Source organism: Microcoleus sp. MON1_C1, assembly GCF_036701945.1.
In the GTDB taxonomy this organism is placed as follows: Bacteria; Cyanobacteriota; Cyanobacteriia; order Cyanobacteriales; family Microcoleaceae; genus Microcoleus.
Genome location: NZ_JAUBRO010000050.1, coordinates 26,000 through 46,040 on the forward strand (window position 1 = coordinate 26,000; position 20,041 = coordinate 46,040).

Below are 20,041 nucleotides of genomic sequence, written 5' to 3' on the forward strand. Positions count from 1 at the left end.
AATAACCAATAACCAATAACTAATAACTAATAACAACTGCCAACATTCAACAGTCAACTGACTACCTTTGAGGAAGTACCGATGCCAAGTGCGATCGCACTTTAACGTAACACCGCGCAATCAGCAGCGAAGAATGACACTGCACAGCCAATTCATCAGTATACTGTCCCAAAGTTTGGCGCTCAATTCCCCACTCCCGACTCGTACCCGCAATAGTCAAATCAGCATTAGCAGAAGCCGCAACCAGTGCTTGAATTGGCTCAGCCGCCTCCACAATCGGAGTTTCAATGCGCGATCGCACCTCAACTGGTAACTGATCCATCACCCGCTGAAACTCGTAACTCAGCTCATTTCCAGATTCCCCGTCAACCGCCACCCGCAGCACCGTCAAACGGCGTTCCTCGCTATTAACTAACAGTCTCAGCGCCAATTCTAACCCCAAATCATCGTGAATGTTTGCCGCGTAAGGTACTAACAAGTTATTCAATTTGTCCCGGCCTCGGTCAACAAAAATTGCTACATCCACCTTTGCGTTGCTGAGAATTTGACCGACACGTCCTCCCAAACGGTTGCTGGTAAAAGTAGGCCTGTGCCATCCTACTAAAATCAAATCTGCGCGATCTATTTCCGCAATTTGGGCCGTTTCCCGGGCTACATCATTAGTAACGCGAATGATGGGATGTACGAATTTTCTCGCCTCGGGCAGTTCCAAGCTATCAATCAACTCTGATAATTTCGAGCGACGCTCTTGAATAATGCGATCGGCTTCCACAGGCGTACTTTCAAAGGCATAGTCATCATTTAATTCTATCAAACTCAGAGGATGAACCGCCGCCGACTTTAAATCATCACCGCCCATACCAGCAGCAGGCTGCGCCAGCGCTACTGCTAGTCGCAGTAAACCTTTCTGCGTGCTGGGATTGGCAACAGGTACTAAAATTCGATAAGTGGGCAGCAATTTGTTAGCAGTTTCTTCGCTGCTGTCACCAATTTGTAAATCTTCTAATTCTGAATCCTCAGAGTTAACTTCTGAAATATCTAATCTAATTAACCGTTTTGGATAAGTCCACTCCAACAGCGGCGAAGTCATAAAAGTTGTTACTAAAGCCATGATAACTAACATCGTAAATAGCAGCGGCGAAACTACACCCAGGGAAAGACCGATATTCAGGACAATTAGTTCAGTCAAACCGCGAGTATTCATCAGCCATCCCAGCGCTGAAGATTCGCGGTTGCTGATGCCACAAACTCTTGCCGCAACGTAAGTGCCGACATATTTCCCAACAATAGCCACTCCTAAAACTGCGGCACACAGCAGCCACAGTTCTGGACTGTTGAGCAAGCCGATTTGAGTCCGCAACCCGCTATAAGCAAAAAATATGGGCAGCAGAAATATTAGTACAAAGTCTTCGGTTTTTTCGGCTAATTCTCTGGTTAATCCAGCATTTTTAGGCATGGCAGCACCCAGCAAAAATGCACCGAAAATTAAATGAATGCCGATCCATTCAGTAATTAAGGCAGAAGCTACAACTCCCATGTAAATTCCCGAAAGCACTAACTGTGTTAATCTGCCAGTGCGGTTGTACTGTTTGGAAAGTCGCTGCAAGAACCAGCGGACTACAGTCAGCATGAAACCGATGTAAATTAAAGATGCAATAATTGTCGGCAAAGCACCGAGCATCGAATTAGTACGAGTAACTGCGATCGCCACCGCTAACAAACACCAAGCCGTTACGTCATCTACCGCAGCGCAAGTCAAGGCCAGCGTCCCCAATTTGGTATTCTGCAAATTGTGTTCTGTAATAATTCTTGCCAGCACCGGAAAAGCCGTAATTGACATCGCAGCGCCCAAAAACAAAGCAAAGGCGGTAAAGGAAACGCTATTATTTGAAACGATGGGATACAGCAGCAGTGCTAGCAAGCTTCCCAGGGAAAACGGCACTAGAATGCTGACGTGGGAAGTTAAAATCGCTATATCTAAATTGCTTTTGAGATACTTGGGATTCAGTTCCAAACCAATCAAGAACATGAAAAATATTAGCCCCACCTCAGATAGCACGTTGAGGAAGGGAACGGCTTCGGCTGGAAAAAGTGCTGTTGCTAAATCTGGTGCAACTAAGCCAAACAGAGAAGGCCCAAGCATAATTCCTGCTACAATTTCTCCAATGACTTGAGGTTGTTTGATCGCTCGAAATCCTAAACCTACAAGCCTCGAAAGTGCGATGACAATTAGAACTTCAAGCAGGACGAGAATGGGTATGGGCATGGCGTTTTTAGCTTTGGGATTTTTGCGGATCGAGAGGGCAGTGTACTAAAGCTGACTGAATTGCCGAATCGAAAAAAATGGATACCAGCTCGATCGAAGGTAGAAGGCACAAGAGGCGCACCAACAACGCCATTCTCTCACAAGCCAACAAAGGCTTTGGCAACCTCCCATCTGGATTTTTCGTTTTTAAGAAGCGCTTGCAACTAACTGTAACCGCAGCCTGCACACCCCGCACCCAACCCGCCCATTAAATCTCACATCCGGGTGCCAAGCCAACCCTACGGATATCAGATTGTCAGAAAAAGTAGCGCGCTTGTGATAAACTAGAAAAGTTGTTTAAATTCGCACATCCGGGTTTTCGGGTGTTTCGAGGGCGCAAACCTTCAGAAATACGACCGGGTGGAGGATTAACCCGAATCAGGAGTTAAAAATACAATGCCAGTAGTCAGTTTGGCTCAAATGTTAGAGTCAGGGGTTCACTTCGGACACCAAACCCGTCGGTGGAACCCGAAAATGTCTCCATACATTTTTACAGAGCGCAACGGGGTTCACATCATCGACCTCGTGCAAACCGCTCAGCTTATGGAAGACGCCTACGAGTACATGAGAGTTGCCTCAGAAAAAGGCAAAAAGTTTTTGTTCGTGGGTACGAAGCGCCAAGCTGCAGGGATTGTAGCCCAAGAAGCTCAACGCTGCGGTGCTTATTACGTCAACCAGCGCTGGCTGGGGGGAATGCTCACCAACTGGACGACGATTAAGTCCCGCGTGGAGCGCCTCAAGGATTTGGAGCGCCGCGAGGAAATCGGCGCCCTCGATTTGCTGCCGAAAAAAGAAGCTTCGGTACTGCGCCGAGAAATGGCAAAACTCCAGAAATATCTGGGCGGGATTAAATCTATGCGGAAGATTCCCGACGGAGTGGTGCTGGTAGACCAACGCCGCGAGTATAATGCGGTGTTGGAATGCCAAAAGTTGGGAATTCCGATCGTCTCTCTGTTGGATACCAACTGCGACCCGGATTTGGTTGACATTGCGATTCCGGCGAATGACGATGCTATTCGATCGATCAAGCTGATTGTCGGCAAGTTGGCTGATGCCATCTACGAAGGTCGTCACGGTCAGCAGGGCGGCGACTCTGAGGAAGACTACGACTACGAAGGTGGCTACGAAGGCGCCGAATATGATGTCGAAATCGAAGAATTGGATGACCCCAATTATGTAGAACCCGACGACGAAGACGCTGAAGGCGAAGAAACCGAGAGCTAGTATTGCCCTCGCAATCTGACACCAGGAAATTAAAAATTAAAGATTGAAAATTAAAAATAATAATTATTTTTAGTTGGATATTTTTAATTTTTAATTGTACATAGCACGAGTCTAAGTCATTAGTAGAGTTCTGGCAAAAGCATTCATTGTGTCAGGGCCCGAATTAATTCTGGCGCTACACCTACAAAGTCGGTACTAAGATCGACTGGGTATTTCTTCACTCTGGTCTAATCATTAACATTAAAATTAGTGACTAATGACTGATGACTAATGACTGATGACTAATGACTAATAACTAATTTTGATTGGGAACTTAAAGAAGATGGCGGACATATCTGCAAAACTTGTTAAAGAACTGCGCGAAAAAACTGGCGCGGGCATGATGGACTGCAAAAAAGCCCTCGTTGAAAACGAAGGCAATATGGAAACATCCATTGAGTGGCTGCGGAAAAAAGGTCTGGCTTCGGCAGGTAAAAAAGGTGGACGAGTCGCCTCAGAAGGACTTGTAGGCAGCTACATTCACACCGGCGGCCGCGTGGGAGTGCTGGTGGAAGTTAACTGCGAAACAGATTTTGTGGCACGTCGCGAAGAATTCCAAAAGTTGGTGCGGGATATTGCGATGCAAATTGCAGCTTGCCCGAATGTGGAATACGTGAAAGTTGAAGATATCCCCGCCGAAGTTGTCGAAAGAGAAAAGGCAATTGAAATGGGCAAAGATGACTTGGGCAACAAGCCGGAAAACATCAAAGAAAAGATTGTTCAAGGGCGGATTGAGAAGCGCATGAAAGAGTTATCTTTAATGGATCAGCCTTTTATTAAAGATCAGAATATCTCGGTGGAAGAGTTGGTGAAACAAACGATCGCCCAAATTGGAGAAAATGTCCAAGTGCGCCGCTTCGTGCGTTTTGTCTTGGGCGAAGGCATTGAAAAGGTAGAAGCTAACTTTGCCGATGAAGTGGCAGCCCAAATGGGTGCTCAATAATCCAAAATTAAGATTGAGAATTAAAAATTAAAAATGTGAAAAATCAATTTTTTGCATTTTTAATTTTTAATTTTTACAGGACTTATGGACAGACTATATTTGTAGGAGGTAGACTGCAAACCTTGCTACTACAGACAGATAGCGTAAAAATTGTAATACTTTAAAACTTGCGTAAGTCCTATTTTTAATTTTATACGAGAGATATGGTGCGACCAAAAGAGCGAATAGAGCAAGATTTGGCAGGACTCGAAGAGGCTTTAGCAGCCTTGACTTTGGAGTTTCGCAGTACCTACGAAGGTTATTTAACTGCCTTGGGACAAGCGGTGCGGCAGCAGTTAATTTTGGCTTGCTATCACCTTTGCACTCAAGCAGTACCGGAGTCGTTTCTCAAGTTGTCCTTCGAGGGGAGGCAAAAAATGCAGCAGTCTGTAAGAGCTTTGGCTGCGGCGTCGGAGGAAAAATTGCGATCGCTGGTGACTGAATCAGAAGCCGAGAAAGAGGAAGAGGAAGAGGAAGAGGAAGAGGAAGAGGAAGAGGAAGAGGAAGACGACTTCGACAAAGAGGAAGAGGAAGAAGAGGAAGACGAAGAAGACGAAAAGGAAGAAGACCAAAAGGAAAAAAACCAAGTTTCCGCCATTAACTATCTATTTTCATTGGCAAATTATCAATTGCCAAGTGCCAATTCCCCAGAAAGTTTGGCACGGTGGCAAAATATTATTGAAAAGTCGATCGTCCATATACTCAAGCTGCTTTCTCGCGACACCAACCGCTTGCTGCAACAGTCGGGAATCTTGCCGAGTCAATTGCCAGAACCGGTTCTAGAAGCTGCTTCTGGTGCTGAATCCTCCGGCGATAGTGTTGCCGGGCCGCCTAACTTATTAAACTTAATCATTGAAACTGATGCCTCATCAGCATCGCAAAAATTGGCAGAAACCTTGGGTAGTAGGGCGCTGCACATTACAGCGATTAAACTGCGGCTGTCGGAAATAGAGTTTGCCGATGCGGGAACCTCGGCTTGGCGCCAGCAAATTCGTAACCTGTCTGTAAAGTTGAACTCCCTGGGCCGCGATTACCAGAAAAAGCAGCGGGAACTCGCTGTGGTGGAAGCTGAGTCGGCTTGGCGATCGAGTTGGTTTGAAGATTGATCGGATGTTGAAGGAAGAAGGAAGAAGGAAGAAGGAAGAAGGAAGAAGGAAGAGGGAAGAAGGAAGAGGGAAGAAGGAAGAAGGAAGAGGGAAGAAGGAAAAACGTAAAACTTTTAGGCTATTGGGAAACCCGGTTTTTTAAAGAAACCGGGTTTCTCAGTGTTATACTTTTTTGGTGGAAGCTTCTTAAAAGAAAAAGTTAAAATTTAAAAAGTTAAAAATTAAAAAGTTAAAATCTAAAATCTAAAAGTTAAAATCTAAAATCTAAAATCTAAAATTGATATGACTATCGATCGACCCGAATGGCAGCGATTGCAAAAAGCTCTTTCAGTAGAAGCCGATCGCGGATTTAACGACATCCAAGGCAGTCAATACCGCTTCAGCGAGTTTCTGGGCATGAGTTTGAGACAGTTGGCAGGTTCGGTGGCGGCTTCTTCGCGCGATCGAGCTCGACACCTAGCCGCTGAATTTGACACCTACCCTCAGAAAGATCTCGAACAGCGCCAACATTCGATCGCCATTACGGTCAGTTTTTTGAGGCAAATGGAGCAAGTTTGGGAACAAGAAACTCGCCACCAGCAAGAACAAGCAGGACAAGTCAGACCCGCAAACGCTAACGCTTCTGAACCAACCGCCCCAGCAGTTTCCGTTCCCCGAACAGTACCCCTGAGTACAGCACCCCCACCGCCAAGCCTGACTCTCGACCAACAGTTAACCCGCGTCACCGGCATCGGCCCCGCCAACGGCAACCGCTTGGCAAAACTGGGTTTATACACTGTATATGACTTGCTTTACTATTATCCCCGCAACCACATCGACTATGCAAAGCAAGTACAAATTCGCGAGCTGGTAGCTGGGGAAACTGTCACTTTGATCGCCGAAGTAAAGCGCTGCAATTGCTTTTCTAGTCCGAAAAATAAGAAGTTAACCATATTAGAAGTAATTTTAAAAGACCGCACCGGAGAAATAAAAATTAGTCGTTTTTTTGCAGGCCCTCGCTACAGCAATCGCGGTTGGCAAGAATTCAAGAAGCGCGAGTATTGTACAGGTGCGGTGCTGGCAGCTTCTGGGTTGGTGAAGCAGGGTAAATATGGAATTACTTTAGAAAATCCTGAGTTAGAAGTATTAGACGACTCCGGCGGTGCGATCGAATCGATGAAAGTCGGCCGCCTGATACCAGTTTATCCGCTGACGGAGGGGGTTGATGCTGGTTCGGTGAGGCGATCGATTTTGGCTGCAATGCCGGCGGCGAAAATGTTGCCAGAATCGCTACCGGAGGATTTGCGCGAGCGTTACGGTTTAATGGGTTTAGCCGATGCTGTGACTAATATTCACTTTCCGCTTGATCGAGATTGTTTGGCCGCCGCCCGCCGCCGCTTAGTTTTTGACGAATTTTTCTACCTGCAATTAGGACTTTTAAAGCGCCGCCAAACCCAAAGGAAAGCTCAAGCGAGTGCAGTCATCATTCCTAGTGGCAAATTGATCGAACATTTTTATGAAATCTTGCCTTTTGCCTTGACTAATGCTCAGGAAAGAGTAATTAACGACATCCTCAACGATTTAGCTTCGTCGCAACCGATGAACAGATTGGTGCAAGGCGATGTCGGTGCCGGCAAAACCGTAGTAGCCGTCGTGGCAATGCTAGCAGCAATTCAATCCGGCTATCAAGCCGCTTTAATGGCACCGACAGAAGTTTTAGCAGAACAGCACTATCGCAAATTGGTAGGTTGGTTTAACTTGATGCACTTGTCTGTCGAACTGTTAACTGGTTCCACAAAAATAGCCAAGCGTCGCGAAATTCACAACCAATTAGAAACCGGAGAATTACCTGTTTTAGTGGGAACTCACGCGCTGATTCAAGATACGGTGAATTTCCATAAATTGGGTTTGGCGGTAATTGATGAACAACACAGATTCGGTGTACAGCAGCGCGCTAAATTGCAGCAAAAAGGCGAGGCTCCCCACGTTTTGACGATGACGGCAACTCCCATTCCCCGGACGCTGGCGCTGACGCTGCACGGGGATTTAGATGTGAGTCAAATTGATGAACTTCCCCCCGGCAGGCAGGCGATTCAAACCACTGTACTGTCTGCCAAAGAACGCATCCAAGCTTACGATTTGATTCGGCGGGAAGTGGCGAGCGGGCGTCAAGTTTATGTGGTGCTGCCGCTGGTGGAGGAGTCGGAAAAGTTGGACGTGCGATCGGCAATTGAGGAAAAAGAGAAACTTGAAAAAATTGTATTTCCTGAGTTTAAGGTTGGTTTGCTGCACGGTAGAATGAGCAGTGCCGACAAAGATGAAGCAATTTCTAAGTTTCGGGACAAAGAAACTGATATTTTAGTATCTACTACTGTGGTCGAGGTGGGAGTAGACGTGCCGAATGCCACGGTAATGCTAATTGAAAATTCTGAGCGTTTTGGACTGTCGCAACTGCACCAGTTGCGGGGTCGAGTCGGCCGGGGCAGCAACCGTTCTTATTGTTTGTTAATGCCCGGTTCCAAAACGGCGGAAGCCATGCAGAGAATGAAGGTTTTAGAACAATCTCAAGATGGCTTTTTTATTGCGGAAATGGACATGAGATTGCGCGGGCCTGGTCAGGTTTTGGGAACTAGGCAGTCGGGTTTGCCGGATTTTGCTTTGGCGAGTTTGGTGGAGGATCAGGAGGTTTTGGAGTTGGCGAGGGCGGCGGCTCAAATGGTAATTGAGAATGATGAAAGTTTGAATCAGTGGCCGGTGGTGCGGGATGAATTGGAGCGGAGATATCAGCGGATGATGAGCGGGTCGATTTTGACTTAGATAGTTTTGGACGCAGCAACGGGGTTTTTAATAATATTTTCTAGTGGCGGGTTAAGCAAAGATATATCAAAGCCGCCAGTTTATTGCTGCACTCACCCGTCCTCCTCCCCATAGGGCGGTTTATTTGCAGCTACTTATTTAATGTCACTAATGTCAGAAACCGGTTTTGTTCCCCTAAACTCACGTAAAACCCTAGGTTTTTTGTCAGGAAACGCGGTTTATACTTTTTTGCTGAGACTGCTGCCAAATATCAGATCGATCGAAACGTCAAAAACACGAGTTTGTTAGAAACGAGTGCCTCAACCCAAACTACTTTAGGAGAGGATTTTGGCCTTAATCTACGCTATTTTTATGAGGAGCCAGGCTTGGGGTAGTTATTCCACCAAGAATCCTTCGCAGGATTGACGAAGAAGTGTCAAAATTAAGATAGTTCTGCCAGAAACAGGGGAAAGGAAATCTAGCCTGTACTGGCGCCTAAGGCAACATTGATTCCTCGCTGGTTACGCTTGCAGGTGGTCGCCGACGGTTCGTCGCATTTAATCTCAACAGTAATTATGAAAGATCTCACTCGTTATCGAAATATCGGCATCTTCGCCCACGTAGATGCTGGCAAGACCACCACAACAGAAAGAATCCTGAAGCTGACAGGTAAAATCCACAAAATTGGTGAAGTTCACGAAGGCGCGGCGACTACTGACTTCATGGAACAGGAGCAAGAGCGCGGTATTACGATTCAGTCCGCTGCTACCACCTGCTTCTGGAACGAGCATCAACTCAACATCATTGATACTCCGGGACACGTCGATTTTACGATCGAGGTTTACCGTTCTTTGAAGGTTCTCGATGGTGGCATTGGTGTGTTCTGCGGTTCGGGTGGAGTTGAACCGCAATCTGAAACCAACTGGCGCTACGCTAACGATTCCAAAGTCGCTCGCGTCATCTACATCAATAAGCTCGATCGCACCGGTGCAGATTTTTACCGCGTTGTCAAGCAAGTTGATAAAATCCTCGGAGCTAAACCGATGGTGATGGTATTGCCCATCGGCATAGAAGAAAAGTTTTGCGGCGTAGTCGATTTGCTGACCCGCAAAGCCTGGATCTGGGATGACTCCGGCGATCCGATGAACTATACAATTAAAGATGTCCCCGCCGATATGGTCGATGATGTCGAAACTTGGCGCGAAAAGTTGATCGAACTGGCCGTCGAGCAAGACGACACTGTGATGGAACAGTATCTCGAAGGCAACGAGCCGAGCCTGGAAGACCTCAAGCGCTGCATTCGCAAAGGTACTCGCGATCGGGCATTTTTCCCCACTTACTGCGGCTCATCGTTTAAAAACAAAGGCGTGCAGTTGGTTCTGGATGCCGTAGTTGACTACCTGCCGAACCCGATGGAAGTCACACCGCAGCCAGAAGTCGATCTCGAGGGCGAGGAAACCGGCGAGTTTGCGATAGTCGATCCCAACAGGCCATTGCGGGCACTCGCGTTTAAGATCATGGACGATCGCTACGGTGCTCTAACATTCACGCGCCTGTACTCCGGTACTCTGTCCAAGGGCGACACCATACTCAATACCGCCACGGGCAAAACCGAGCGCGTCAGCCGTTTGGTGGAGATGCACGCCAACTCTCGCGAAGAAATTGAATCCGCGCAAGCAGGCGACATTGTGGCGATCGTCGGCATGAAAAACGTCCGCACCGGACACACCATCTGCGACCCCAAAAATCCCGCCACGCTAGAGCCGATGGTATTCCCCGATCCCGTTATTTCGATTTCGGTCAAACCGAAACAAAAGGGCGGCGAAGAAAAAATGGGAGCAGCCCTCACCAAGATGGTGCAAGAAGATCCATCCTTCCACATGGTGACGGATCAAGAAAGCGGCGAAACGATTCTCAAGGGGATGGGCGAGTTACACCTCGACATCAAAGTAGACATTCTCAAGCGCACCCACGGCATCGAAGTAGAAGTCGGCGAACCACAGGTAGCCTACCGCGAGTCGATTACCAAGCGCTTGGAAGACGAATACACCCACAAAAAGCAATCAGGTGGTTCCGGTCAATTTGCCAAAATCGGCTATGTGATCGAGCCTGGTGAGGTTGGAAGTGGCTTCCAGTTTGAGTCAAAAGTGACTGGTGGTAGCGTGCCGAGAGAATATTGGCCAGCAGTCGAAAAAGGCTTTGAAAGCTGCATCGACAAAGGCGTCTTGGCCGGATTCCCTTGCTTGGACTTGAAATTCACGCTACTAGAAGGCGGTTTCCACCCCGTTGACTCGTCAGCAATGGCCTTTGAAATTGCTGCCAAAGCGGCCTATCGGCAGTCTCTGCCGAAAGCTGGGCCTCAGTTGCTCGAACCGATTATGAATGTCGATGTATTCACTCCAGATGATTACATGGGCGACGTGATCGGCGACCTCAACCGCCGCCGGGGGATGATGAAATCTCAGGAGACAGGACAAACAGGAGCGCGGATCAAGGCAGATGTACCGTTGAGCGAAATGTTTGGTTACATTAGCGATTTGCGTACTATGACATCTGGCCGCGGTCAGTTTTCCATGTCCTTCTCGCACTATGCTCCTTGTCCGAACAACATCGCTGAAGAAGTGATTAAGGCGGCAAAAGAGCGTCAAGCTGCGAAGTAATGTATTGAGTGCGACGAAGTGATTCGTCGCACTCAATCACCAATGTTAAAAACTAGAAAAATCTAGTTTTTAACGTTGGTCAATGGAAGTATCCCAATTTTTTTATTTTCGCAGGAGTGTTCGCTGTGAGAACTCGCTAGGGATATACAACCTAGCCAACGTCCCGCTCGCACTCCTCACAAATGCTTTTTACTATCCGAAAGAGATGCTCCCTTCAAAAGTCGCTCTAAAAGGGCGATCCCGCATCAATCAAGATAATGTTGGCTAATATACAATCAATAATTTAACACCCAGGCAGGTAGCCATGACAGCCACCCTGATCCCGAGTCAAAGTAGCGGAATTCTGCTGACAAACATTAGCTGGAAAACTTACGAATCCCTGCTGAATGAGTTAGCCGAACAGGGAGGAATTCGCTTGACTTACGATCGCGGAAACTTAGAAATTATGACTCCATCAGCACCCCACGAAAAGTACAAAAAAATCTTGGGACGTTTTGTAGAAAGCGTGAGTGATGAATTGAATGTTGAAATTTGCAGTTTGGGTTCTCTAACTTGCAGGCGGGAGGATTTGGCTCGCGGTTTGGAACCGGATCAGTGCTACTATATCGAAAATGAGGATGTGGTTTGGGATAAAGAACAAATCGATCTCAATCAAGATCCGCCACCGGACTTAGTTGTGGAAATTGACGTGACTAGCAGTTCGATCGATCGACTTTCTTTATATGCAAGTTTAGGCGTACCGGAAGTTTGGCGCTACGACGGAAATCGTTTAATAATTTATCAGTTGGAATCACAGGAATATGCCGAAAGAGATGTTTCTCCGACTTTCCCTTTTTTGTCGCAAGTTGAGATGCTGCGCTTTTTGGAATTGAGGAGGACTACAAAAGAAAATGCTTTAATTCGCTTGTTCCGGGAGTGGGTGAGGAGTCAAATTCAGGCAGGGGAGTGAAGTAGGGCGATTCCCTTCGGGATAGCTCCGCTTCACGCACTTTAGAGATGATATCATATCGTGTAAAACATGAGTTTGTAGCGAGGAGTTCACTCCGAGCGAGTTTTAGGAAGACTTTAGTCCTCACTACGAACTTAATTATAATTATTGACCCGGACAGGATATTATTCCCCAGCCAAATCAGCGCGAAACTTCTCCACAACTCGATTTAACTCCACGGAATGAGAAGCCTTAAATAAAATACGATCGCCCGGTGTGACAAACTCCTTTAAATGCCTTGCTAAATCTTGGCGGGAATTCTCCCTCGCAATATCTTCTACCTCCACAAAAGGCAAACCCGCCGCACCCGCAGCCATCGCCGCTGCTTCCTCAAAATCAGCAAAAACAAACAAAGCATCCAGATGCAAATCTCGCGCGGCCCTTCCCACTTGTCGGTGAAATTCGATCGCCCTATCGCCCAATTCCTTCATCGTTCCCAACACCGCAATCCGGCGCTTTCCCGGAGTATCTGCTAACAGTCTCAGAGCCGCCAACATCGACTCCAAACCAGCATTATAAGTCTCATCCAGAATCACAATGTCCTGCGGCAAATCGTAGCGGCGCGCCCGTCCATCTGGTAACTGCACAGACAAACCTTGCTTTAAAACTTCCCAATCAATACCTAACACTTTTCCTACCGCCAAAGCCGCCAAATAATTTACAGCATTGTGCCGTCCCGGCAGTGGCAGGGGCAATTCCACACCTTCTACAAACATTGTATTATGATTCAGCAATTCCCCGCACAAATCCCCGCCTTCTAAACCGTAACTTAAAGTTTTTCCCTGCCAAACTTTTGACGCAGTTGCCATTAAGCTGTCACAATCGTGATTGAGAATAGCAATGCTATCCGCAGGCATTTCGGCTAAAAGTTCGCACTTAGCTTGGGCGATCGCCTCTTCCGATCCCAAGCGTCCGATATGTGCCGTTCCTACATTAGTAATTACCGCAACAGTAGGACTCGCAATTTGCGACAGCAGCGCAATTTCGCCACTCCCGCGCATTCCCATTTCAATTACAGCATAATTGTGGGAAGGTGAAAGCTCCAGCAGAGTTTTTGGTACGCCAATTTCATTGTTATAGTTATATTGAGTTTTAAGAACATTTCCCTTCGTTGACAAAACCGCCGCAATTAACTCTTTAACAGTAGTTTTACCTACAGAACCAGTAACAGCAACTACAGGTATACTGAATTGGTCGCGCCACCAACGGGCGATCGACTGATAAGCTTTTAAAGTATCGTCAACGTGCAACAGCGGAAAATTAGGTACTTCCTCTTGCCACTCTCGATCGACAATCGCTGCAATTGCCCCCAAATCCCGGGATTTTGCCACAAATTGATGGCCGTCAAAATTGTCTCCCCGCAGCGCCAAAAATATTTCGCCCCCCTTAAGAGTGCGCGTATCCGTGGCAATACCTGTCCCTAAAGCTGTCAAAATGCCCTCAGACACAGCAGGGAAAGGTACAGTTAAAATTTCAGCAAGTTGGGCGATACTTACGCGACAAACCATAACTAGCACTCACATTTCAAATAATTATTTTCATAGCTAATCCTACCTCGCCCGACCTCACATTTAACTGATTGGGGGCTGCCGACCAGGATTGACCTTGACAATCCTAATATTAAATCGTCAGGCAACCAAGAAATTCTCCCGTACCCCTCACAATCTTTACCAATACTTTACAAAGTCTATGGTGATTTAAGGCCTTGCTAATTACCAACAATTCATGTCATGCTGGTGTTGGTAATTAGTTTAACTAAGCAAAAAATATCGATCTGCTTTAGCTGCTGGCAGATTCTACCCATAAGCCTCATCCGGCGAGCAGCTCGGTTGACTCAATTATTGGGATTCATTGGCCAATTCATTAAGCTAAGAGCGCTGAAAGCTCCTGCCCTAGCCTCGGAGGGTTAATCCACAGTGAACGACTACAATAGACAGAGTTACGAAGAAGAACAGCTACTTTACAACCACTGGCTGGAGTTGGTACAACGAGAGCAGCCTGCAGAACTGATCGGCCGCTTTCGCACTTTGTTTATCGAGGGCGTCGGATATCCCGATCGCTCGATCGCCGACGCACTCGAAAAAATAGCACGCTCAGCACACGCTCAACAAGAATTCAAATACATCCTCAACCGCTGCTGCCACATCCTGATCAACCGCTGGCAAACTTACCCCAGCAAGCAAGCCGCCATCCCTGAATTGATAGCTGTGTTTGAAGAAGCGCCCAAAATATTATTTGGATACAATCGATCGGGGGGGCGAGGCTCCATCCCCAAATTAGTAAATCAATTTATCGAAAGCGAACAGTACCTCACCCTCAAACGCTTAGCCAAAGTCATAACTCACAGCAATGAAGATAGCAGCAACAGCAAAACCCCTGCTAGCCTTGCCCTCGGAACCTTAATTCCCCGTTACCCTTACCTCTACAAACACTGCCTCCTCAGCGACGACAGCACCTACGAACAACAAAAAATCATTAAAAAAATCCAAGCTCAAAAGCAGCAGCAATTTGAGATCAACCTCTCACAATATGTTGCTCACCAAGTGAGAAAAGCTCAAATAGCGCGTCGGGAAACCTCCCTTTCCTTCGGCCGAAATATACAGCCTATAAAAAATCCGACCCTGTTGACCGACCCGGAACTATTCTTTGCCCTCAAGCAATTTGTCGGCAAAGTAGAAGGAGCCGATACCTACAGAGAGCTAGCGGGCCGTTTCACGGCGAACGCCAGCACACATCAGTCCTACCGTTCTTTTAAAGACGACTTGTACGAATACCTGATTTCTTCTGTCACCGATGAGCGCTACGGCAAACGTCTCTTTAACGAAAAATTGTATAAGCAACTACAAAATACCCTGCCCCACAGCGACGATCAAAAGTTTAATGAATTTTTAATGATCAGAACTTGCAGCCAGTTATTGAACTTTTTAGTAGTAGAGAGTCCTGTGCGGCCCAACCACTTTGTCTTCATCGACCTGATCTCAAACCTCGGGCCGACCCAAACCACTGGTTTGCTGCTGAAAATCGTACTAATTTGCGGCAAAGTCAAGCCCTACCTAGAAAAGCGGCTGGCAATTTTGTTCGGTCACTACGAATGCAGTACCCGAGAAGGCGTGGTGTGGTTAGTCAAAGCCCTGGAAAACGTAAACCTAGCTTTGAGTACCAACTTTGGCAAGGTGGATGTATCTTTCCTGCGGTGAAAGCGGGCGGCATAACTTTCTCTGCTTCCACAGCAGGCAAAACATCACACCGATAAACCAGGTTTATGAATACCCTAAAAGTTTTACGTTTAATTAGAACGACTTAATTAACTGCTGAAACCTACTCAAAAGACGCTATTCTATGTTAAAGTACCAAGTGTGAATCAGATTCAGTTGCAGGCTTTGTTCATTGCTACAGAATTGTCTAAAAACTTGCCCTTCTGTATCGGCAGGGGACTCTCCGAAACTGAAATCTTCGCACTGTCTAAATTTTGGAGTTATTCCTCATGTCGATATACGTCGGTAACTTATCCTACCAAGTTACCCAAGAAGACATCACCACCGTCTTCGCCGAATACGGAACCGTTAAGCGAGTACATCTACCTACCGACAGAGAAACCAGTCGCCCCCGCGGCTTCGGTTTTGTAGAAATGTCCACAGATGCAGAAGAAGATGCAGCCATTAGTGCTCTCGACGGAGCAGAGTGGATGGGTCGCGACCTCAAAGTTAACAAAGCTAAGCCCCGCGAAGATGAAGGCGGCCGGGGTGGCGGCAACCGGGGCGGCGGCGGTCCTGGAAAATTTGCTCGCGGAGGAGGAGGCGGAGGAGGACGTTATTAATTTCCTCTTTAGTTTCTTCGGATAAAGATTTGAGATTGGAGAGTTGAAAGTGGCGATCGAGCTCACCTAGCTCGGAACCACTTCCGGCCGTTCCGAAAAACCTATGCTCTTCAAATTTCCATATCTACCGGATTAAATATACCAAAAAGCCAAGGGCCGAACCCTTGGCTTTTTGGTATGAGGGTTGACGGTATGAGCCGGAAACCAACTGGGCGAATCCGTTGCAGTACCGTCAGGTTCTAATCGTCAGGTTCGATGGTGCTGCTCAATCCGTGGTTATTGAGCGTTTCAGCGTAAAACTCAGCGTGTTCGAGAGCGCACACAATCACCAATCCCATCCCGTTAGTATGGGCTTCCATCATCACATTTACCGCCTGTGGCTGAGTCAGACTCGGTACCGTCGCCATCAAAGTCTGCACCACGTACTCCATAGGATTGAAATCATCATTGTGCAGCAGAACGCGGTAGCGCGGTGCAAGCTTGCGGACTGTGGAAGGCTTTTGAATAATTTCGACAGACACTAATCTATACCTCCTGACTTGTAAAATGTTAAAATTTGTCAACTATCTTGAGCCGGATTCCTCCGCTGTGCAAGAGTATGTCACTTTCAGCTATTTTATTGAAATCTGAAAATTCAGACAAGGCAGCCCCTAGGTCGATCGCGAGTTGTGAACGGCACCACCAAACCCAGAGGGGGTGTCCTGGGCCCTCCGCAACCACCTTCCTAGCGCCATAATATTAGAAAGGCGAGATCGGTTAAAAATAACAAACTACTACCTGTTGAGTCTCCAGAACTGAGGGAACCTTATATGAAACGCAAACCTAAATCCTACAACGACGACAGATTCAGCGGCGACCCATCCCGGGAAGATGAAGACTCCGGCTCATTTGGCGGACAGTCGCGGCGTCAACCTCAGTCCGGTAAACCCTCTTTCCTCAATTCTGCCACCCTAGGGATTTTAACAGCCGTCTTTATTCTGGGAATTGGGATTGGCATTGCCTTTAGCTCTACAGCTACAATTAGTCCTGAGAACGTAGCCTCCCGTGAATTTATCGATCGCAGCGCCCCGAACCCAGAACTTTGCGTGCAGTTTGGAGCAAGCGCGATGGTGACAGATATGCGCCTCTACGTCACCCTCAACCCCTTCAACGTCTACATCTCGCAGCCGAGTATGCGCCCCGGATGCGTCCTGCGAACCAATAACTGGGCAATTCTGGAACAAAGAAAACTCATCAGCCAAGACCAAGTGCGGGATTGCAAAAATCGCATGAACACCTTTGGGTTCACCGGCCCGCTGGAAGCTCAACCCGAAATTAACTGTATCTACCAAAACGACGGTGCTAAAAACCTGTTCCTCAACCAACCGGGTTCGATAGCTCCAACCACGGAAGGTCAAAATTTCTAAATCGCCGATATAGCGGTTTTCAGTTGAGTCAATTTCAGATATGGGGTAGGGACTTAGGCTTGGCTTAAGTCCCTACTTTACTTCAGAGAATGGAAAACTGCTCTAAGTAAATATAGAACGAAGAGGTTCGAGCGAAGAAGAAAGTCTTGCTTCTTCCTTCTTCCTTCTTCCCTCTTGCTTCTTCCTTCTTCCCTCTTCCTTCTTCCTTCTTCCTTCAAAAACTGAACTGGGGGAAATCTTCCGTTAACTGAACTTGCAAAATTTGACCGGGTTGAATCGTAGCAGGTTGAGGAGCAGCGACGTAAGTTGTAGCAACACCACCGGCTGCTCCAACCAACAAACCGATGCCGGAAAAGCCGCTCAGCAAGAACAAAGCTAAGCCACCAATACCAGTATTTCGCAACAAACTGCGATCGGAAGGCTGAGCTCGTCGGCCTCCCACGGGTTCCGAGCGAGCCACCAGAGGAATATTGCGACCGTTGAGACTAATAGCTTCGACCACAAATCGACTGCCGAGGTTGGTTGTTTCAAACCGACCGATGACTGGCGTATTAGCAGGTACGATCGTATTACCGCGACTGTCGAGAATTCCCCCTTGCAGCAGCAGCACTTCCTGTGGGCTGGGCTTCGCTTGCAGCCGCAAAGCCCGATCGCCGGGGTATAGCAAACTTAGCTCCGTGCCCGCCGGCAACAAGACATTCGCCCCAGCCGCAGCCTGCAAAGGAGGATTCGAGCGGCCGCGAGGAAGTGGTTCACCAAAAGTAAGCGTCCGCTGTTGGGGTGCAGCAGCAGCCGTTATTTGAGGGTCTAGGCGCGGTACTGCAGCCGCTTGTACCCCACGGCGTTCGTCAAGGCGAACATTGACTAAAGGCACTGTTATCGGTCGGATTTGGTCATTTGGAGTTGGCGGCTGCGAAGAATTTGTAGCGGGATTCAGGGAAGTAGGAGATTCAGGTCGATCGACCTCTGTGGCAGCAGTTGAGTTGGAATCTGTCGGCGGCTGGTTTTGCGGTACTTGTATTGCAGGCTGGGGTTGAGTTTCGGGAGTTTCCATACTCGCAGTCGGTTCGATCGAAGGGCGTAACACCCAGCGATTTTCTACCCCTATTCTTTGGAATTGAACTTTCCCCCCGCTAAAACCGACTCCGGGAGCCAAATTGACCAGAATTCTCGCCCTTCCCGGTTGAACTTGACTAACCCCCACAGAACGCACTGTGCCTTCTGGGTATAGCTGAGTTGCATCTACTCCGATGTCCGTATTGGGCAAATCCACAGCAATCTGACTGGGATTTAGTAGAGAATACTGGGGCGTCATTCCCTCTGGAAGAGTAATTTCTAGCTGATTTGTCGCCGGATCGAATTTCCAACTTGTGAGTGTAGAAGCATTTGCTGGTTCCAGTGTTGCCGGCACCGTCGCAACTGCGGCGACGACTGCTAGACTCAGACTCAGTGACTCGATCGCAAACAATCCCGCTGGTAGAGAATTAACAGTCAATTTTTGTAAGTCTTCCCCAAATCTGGTGAGTAATTTTTTATATGGCATGGTGGCTGGGTGAAGTTTTTGATCGGAAATAGATTATGGATGGGAAAATTTTGCCTTCGGATGACGCTGAAAGTTTAGCATTATGGCGATATGAAAAATTTAACTAAATGGAAATTATTGCGATCGCGCTTCGTTCTTAACAACAAGTGGTGTCAGGTTAGACAAGATGAAATAGAATTGCCAAGCGGACAAATTATAGACGACTTTTTTGTTAATGTCCGACCCCATATCGCCCTCGTATTTGCCACGACAGAGCAGCAAGAACTTGTATTAGTGCGCCAATACAGGCACGGAGTAGGCGAAATTTTGCTGGAACTGCCTGCTGGATCTTTCAACCCTGCTGAAGAGAGCGGGAAATCGGCAGCAGCCAGAGAACTTGCCGAAGAAACGGGATATGTTGCTGAAGAATTTTTGGAACTAGCAACCTTATATGATAACCCTGTAAAAGACACCAATTCTATCTACCTATACTTTGCTAAAAATGTCAAGCTTGCCACCAAAACACAATTAGATATTACAGAAGATATTGAAGTAGTTTTAGTCCCCTTGGCTGAAGTTTTGGGGAAAATAAAAAACCGAGAAATTTGTGTAGCAGGAAGCATCGCAGCTATTTTTTTAGGACTAGACTTTTTGAATAAACAGCGGTAAGGTGCTGTGTGAATGAAGCCTTACACGCTGTTTACGGCGCTTTGGTATTAAGGAGAAAGACTCAGAAAATCCACAGCAGTCAAAGAATTATTAGCCCCAAAAACCTGAGCCAAAACCTGACCAGTCTCCGCAACTTGCAGCAGTGTGGCATTCGCCGTAAAGTTAATTTGCAAAGCCTCAAAACTCAAGCCACCAGCCAGGACAAACTTATCAGTTCCTACATCAAAATTGAGCACAGTATCCATACCGCTATTAGCGCTTAACACAAACTGATCATTCCCATTACCCCCAATCAAAGTATCATCTCCCCCATCACCAAACAGCCAGTCATCCCCAACACCCCCATTGAGAATATCGCTATCTTTCCCTCCGTAAATAGTGTCCTTACCATCATCACCGTTGAGAGTATCTTGACCTTCATTGCCGTATAACAGGTCATCGCCACTACCACCGTTAATACAGTCTTGCTGACCGTCTTCACCCACAGCGCCTCGCAGATTTTCCCCGCGATCGCCACTAATGGTATCGTTACCCTGATCGCCGCACAA

Annotated in this window: 16 protein-coding genes; 11 read left to right on the top strand and 5 right to left on the bottom strand. The window is 47.3% G+C overall.

Annotated features, from left to right (window positions below; genetic code table 11):
* Nucleotides 1–61: 61 nt before the first annotated feature.
* On the bottom strand, nucleotides 62–2,266 hold the full coding sequence (locus QUA62_RS23445; RefSeq protein ID WP_333407084.1) for a cation:proton antiporter domain-containing protein: 2,205 nt from the start codon (nucleotides 2,264–2,266) through the stop codon (nucleotides 62–64).
* A gap of 435 nt (nucleotides 2,267–2,701) precedes the next feature.
* On the opposite strand from QUA62_RS23445, the gene rpsB reads away from it, so the two are divergent.
* From rpsB to QUA62_RS23480, 7 genes are all read left to right on the top strand, one after another.
* Nucleotides 2,702–3,529, top strand: coding sequence for a 30S ribosomal protein S2 (gene rpsB, locus QUA62_RS23450; protein ID WP_190731913.1), 828 nt, complete (start codon nucleotides 2,702–2,704; stop codon nucleotides 3,527–3,529).
* 322 nt (nucleotides 3,530–3,851) lie between these two features.
* On the top strand, nucleotides 3,852–4,511 hold the full coding sequence (tsf, locus tag QUA62_RS23455; protein ID WP_190658473.1) for a translation elongation factor Ts: 660 nt from the start codon (nucleotides 3,852–3,854) through the stop codon (nucleotides 4,509–4,511).
* Nucleotides 4,512–4,714: 203 nt separating this feature from the next.
* On the top strand, nucleotides 4,715–5,656 hold the full coding sequence (locus tag QUA62_RS23460) for a hypothetical protein (RefSeq protein ID WP_333407086.1): 942 nt from the start codon (nucleotides 4,715–4,717) through the stop codon (nucleotides 5,654–5,656).
* A gap of 4 nt (nucleotides 5,657–5,660) precedes the next feature.
* Nucleotides 5,661–5,798, top strand: coding sequence for a hypothetical protein (locus tag QUA62_RS23465; RefSeq protein WP_333407088.1), 138 nt, complete (start codon nucleotides 5,661–5,663; stop codon nucleotides 5,796–5,798).
* A gap of 140 nt (nucleotides 5,799–5,938) precedes the next feature.
* Nucleotides 5,939–8,452, top strand: coding sequence for an ATP-dependent DNA helicase RecG (gene recG / locus QUA62_RS23470; RefSeq protein ID WP_333407090.1), 2,514 nt, complete (start codon nucleotides 5,939–5,941; stop codon nucleotides 8,450–8,452).
* A gap of 554 nt (nucleotides 8,453–9,006) precedes the next feature.
* A complete protein-coding gene (gene fusA, locus QUA62_RS23475; protein ID WP_333407092.1) occupies nucleotides 9,007–11,091 on the top strand; it encodes an elongation factor G in 2,085 nt (694 codons plus the stop codon).
* Between the two features lie 304 nt (nucleotides 11,092–11,395).
* Entirely contained in the window at nucleotides 11,396–12,040 is a 645-nt protein-coding gene (locus tag QUA62_RS23480) for a Uma2 family endonuclease (RefSeq protein WP_333407094.1), read from the top strand.
* A gap of 164 nt (nucleotides 12,041–12,204) precedes the next feature.
* On the opposite strand, the gene QUA62_RS23485 is transcribed toward QUA62_RS23480, so the two are convergent.
* Entirely contained in the window at nucleotides 12,205–13,587 is a 1,383-nt protein-coding gene (locus QUA62_RS23485; protein ID WP_333407096.1) for a UDP-N-acetylmuramoyl-tripeptide--D-alanyl-D-alanine ligase, read from the bottom strand.
* A gap of 408 nt (nucleotides 13,588–13,995) precedes the next feature.
* Here QUA62_RS23485 and QUA62_RS23490 point away from each other — a divergent pair, with 408 nt between their 5' ends.
* Together QUA62_RS23490 and QUA62_RS23495 are read left to right on the top strand one after the other, a co-directional pair.
* A complete protein-coding gene (locus QUA62_RS23490; RefSeq protein ID WP_333407098.1) occupies nucleotides 13,996–15,276 on the top strand; it encodes a hypothetical protein in 1,281 nt (426 codons plus the stop codon).
* Nucleotides 15,277–15,563: 287 nt separating this feature from the next.
* Nucleotides 15,564–15,896: an RNA recognition motif domain-containing protein gene (locus QUA62_RS23495; RefSeq protein ID WP_006635107.1), complete on the top strand. Its 333-nt coding sequence runs from the start codon at nucleotides 15,564–15,566 to the stop codon at nucleotides 15,894–15,896.
* Between the two features lie 239 nt (nucleotides 15,897–16,135).
* On the opposite strand, the gene clpS is transcribed toward QUA62_RS23495, so the two are convergent.
* Nucleotides 16,136–16,417, bottom strand: coding sequence for an ATP-dependent Clp protease adapter ClpS (clpS, locus tag QUA62_RS23500; protein WP_190658451.1), 282 nt, complete (start codon nucleotides 16,415–16,417; stop codon nucleotides 16,136–16,138).
* 288 nt (nucleotides 16,418–16,705) lie between these two features.
* Here clpS and QUA62_RS23505 point away from each other — a divergent pair, with 288 nt between their 5' ends.
* The gene (locus QUA62_RS23505; protein WP_190658449.1) at nucleotides 16,706–17,302 is read left to right on the top strand and encodes a DUF3172 domain-containing protein; all 597 of its coding nucleotides are present in this window, start codon (nucleotides 16,706–16,708) and stop codon (nucleotides 17,300–17,302) included.
* A 214-nt stretch (nucleotides 17,303–17,516) separates the two neighbouring features.
* On the opposite strand, the gene QUA62_RS23510 is transcribed toward QUA62_RS23505, so the two are convergent.
* Nucleotides 17,517–18,845, bottom strand: a complete 1,329-nt coding sequence (locus QUA62_RS23510) for an AMIN domain-containing protein (protein ID WP_333407100.1) — start codon at nucleotides 18,843–18,845, stop codon at nucleotides 17,517–17,519.
* Nucleotides 18,846–18,935: 90 nt separating this feature from the next.
* Here QUA62_RS23510 and QUA62_RS23515 point away from each other — a divergent pair, with 90 nt between their 5' ends.
* Nucleotides 18,936–19,493 (top strand): NUDIX hydrolase, encoded by a 558-nt coding sequence (locus QUA62_RS23515; protein WP_333407102.1) that lies wholly within the window; start codon nucleotides 18,936–18,938, stop codon nucleotides 19,491–19,493.
* A 47-nt stretch (nucleotides 19,494–19,540) separates the two neighbouring features.
* Here QUA62_RS23515 and QUA62_RS23520 read toward each other — a convergent pair.
* On the bottom strand, nucleotides 19,541–20,041 hold a 501-nt coding region (locus tag QUA62_RS23520), incomplete at its 5' end, for a calcium-binding protein (RefSeq protein ID WP_445301704.1).

Bases quoted from the DNA above. Each gene is read 5' to 3' on its own strand.
- QUA62_RS23445 (WP_333407084.1), bottom strand. From the start codon at position 2,266: ATGCCCATACCCATTCTCGTCCTGCTTGAAGTTCTAATTGTCATCGCA.
- rpsB (WP_190731913.1), top strand. From the start codon at position 2,702: ATGCCAGTAGTCAGTTTGGCTCAAATGTTAGAGTCAGGGGTTCACTTC.
- tsf (WP_190658473.1), top strand. From the start codon at position 3,852: ATGGCGGACATATCTGCAAAACTTGTTAAAGAACTGCGCGAAAAAACT.
- QUA62_RS23460 (WP_333407086.1), top strand. From the start codon at position 4,715: ATGGTGCGACCAAAAGAGCGAATAGAGCAAGATTTGGCAGGACTCGAA.
- QUA62_RS23465 (WP_333407088.1), top strand. From the start codon at position 5,661: ATGTTGAAGGAAGAAGGAAGAAGGAAGAAGGAAGAAGGAAGAAGGAAG.
- recG (WP_333407090.1), top strand. From the start codon at position 5,939: ATGACTATCGATCGACCCGAATGGCAGCGATTGCAAAAAGCTCTTTCA.
- fusA (WP_333407092.1), top strand. From the start codon at position 9,007: ATGAAAGATCTCACTCGTTATCGAAATATCGGCATCTTCGCCCACGTA.
- QUA62_RS23480 (WP_333407094.1), top strand. From the start codon at position 11,396: ATGACAGCCACCCTGATCCCGAGTCAAAGTAGCGGAATTCTGCTGACA.
- QUA62_RS23485 (WP_333407096.1), bottom strand. From the start codon at position 13,587: ATGGTTTGTCGCGTAAGTATCGCCCAACTTGCTGAAATTTTAACTGTA.
- QUA62_RS23495 (WP_006635107.1), top strand. From the start codon at position 15,564: ATGTCGATATACGTCGGTAACTTATCCTACCAAGTTACCCAAGAAGAC.
- QUA62_RS23505 (WP_190658449.1), top strand. From the start codon at position 16,706: ATGAAACGCAAACCTAAATCCTACAACGACGACAGATTCAGCGGCGAC.
- QUA62_RS23510 (WP_333407100.1), bottom strand. From the start codon at position 18,845: ATGCCATATAAAAAATTACTCACCAGATTTGGGGAAGACTTACAAAAA.
- QUA62_RS23515 (WP_333407102.1), top strand. From the start codon at position 18,936: ATGAAAAATTTAACTAAATGGAAATTATTGCGATCGCGCTTCGTTCTT.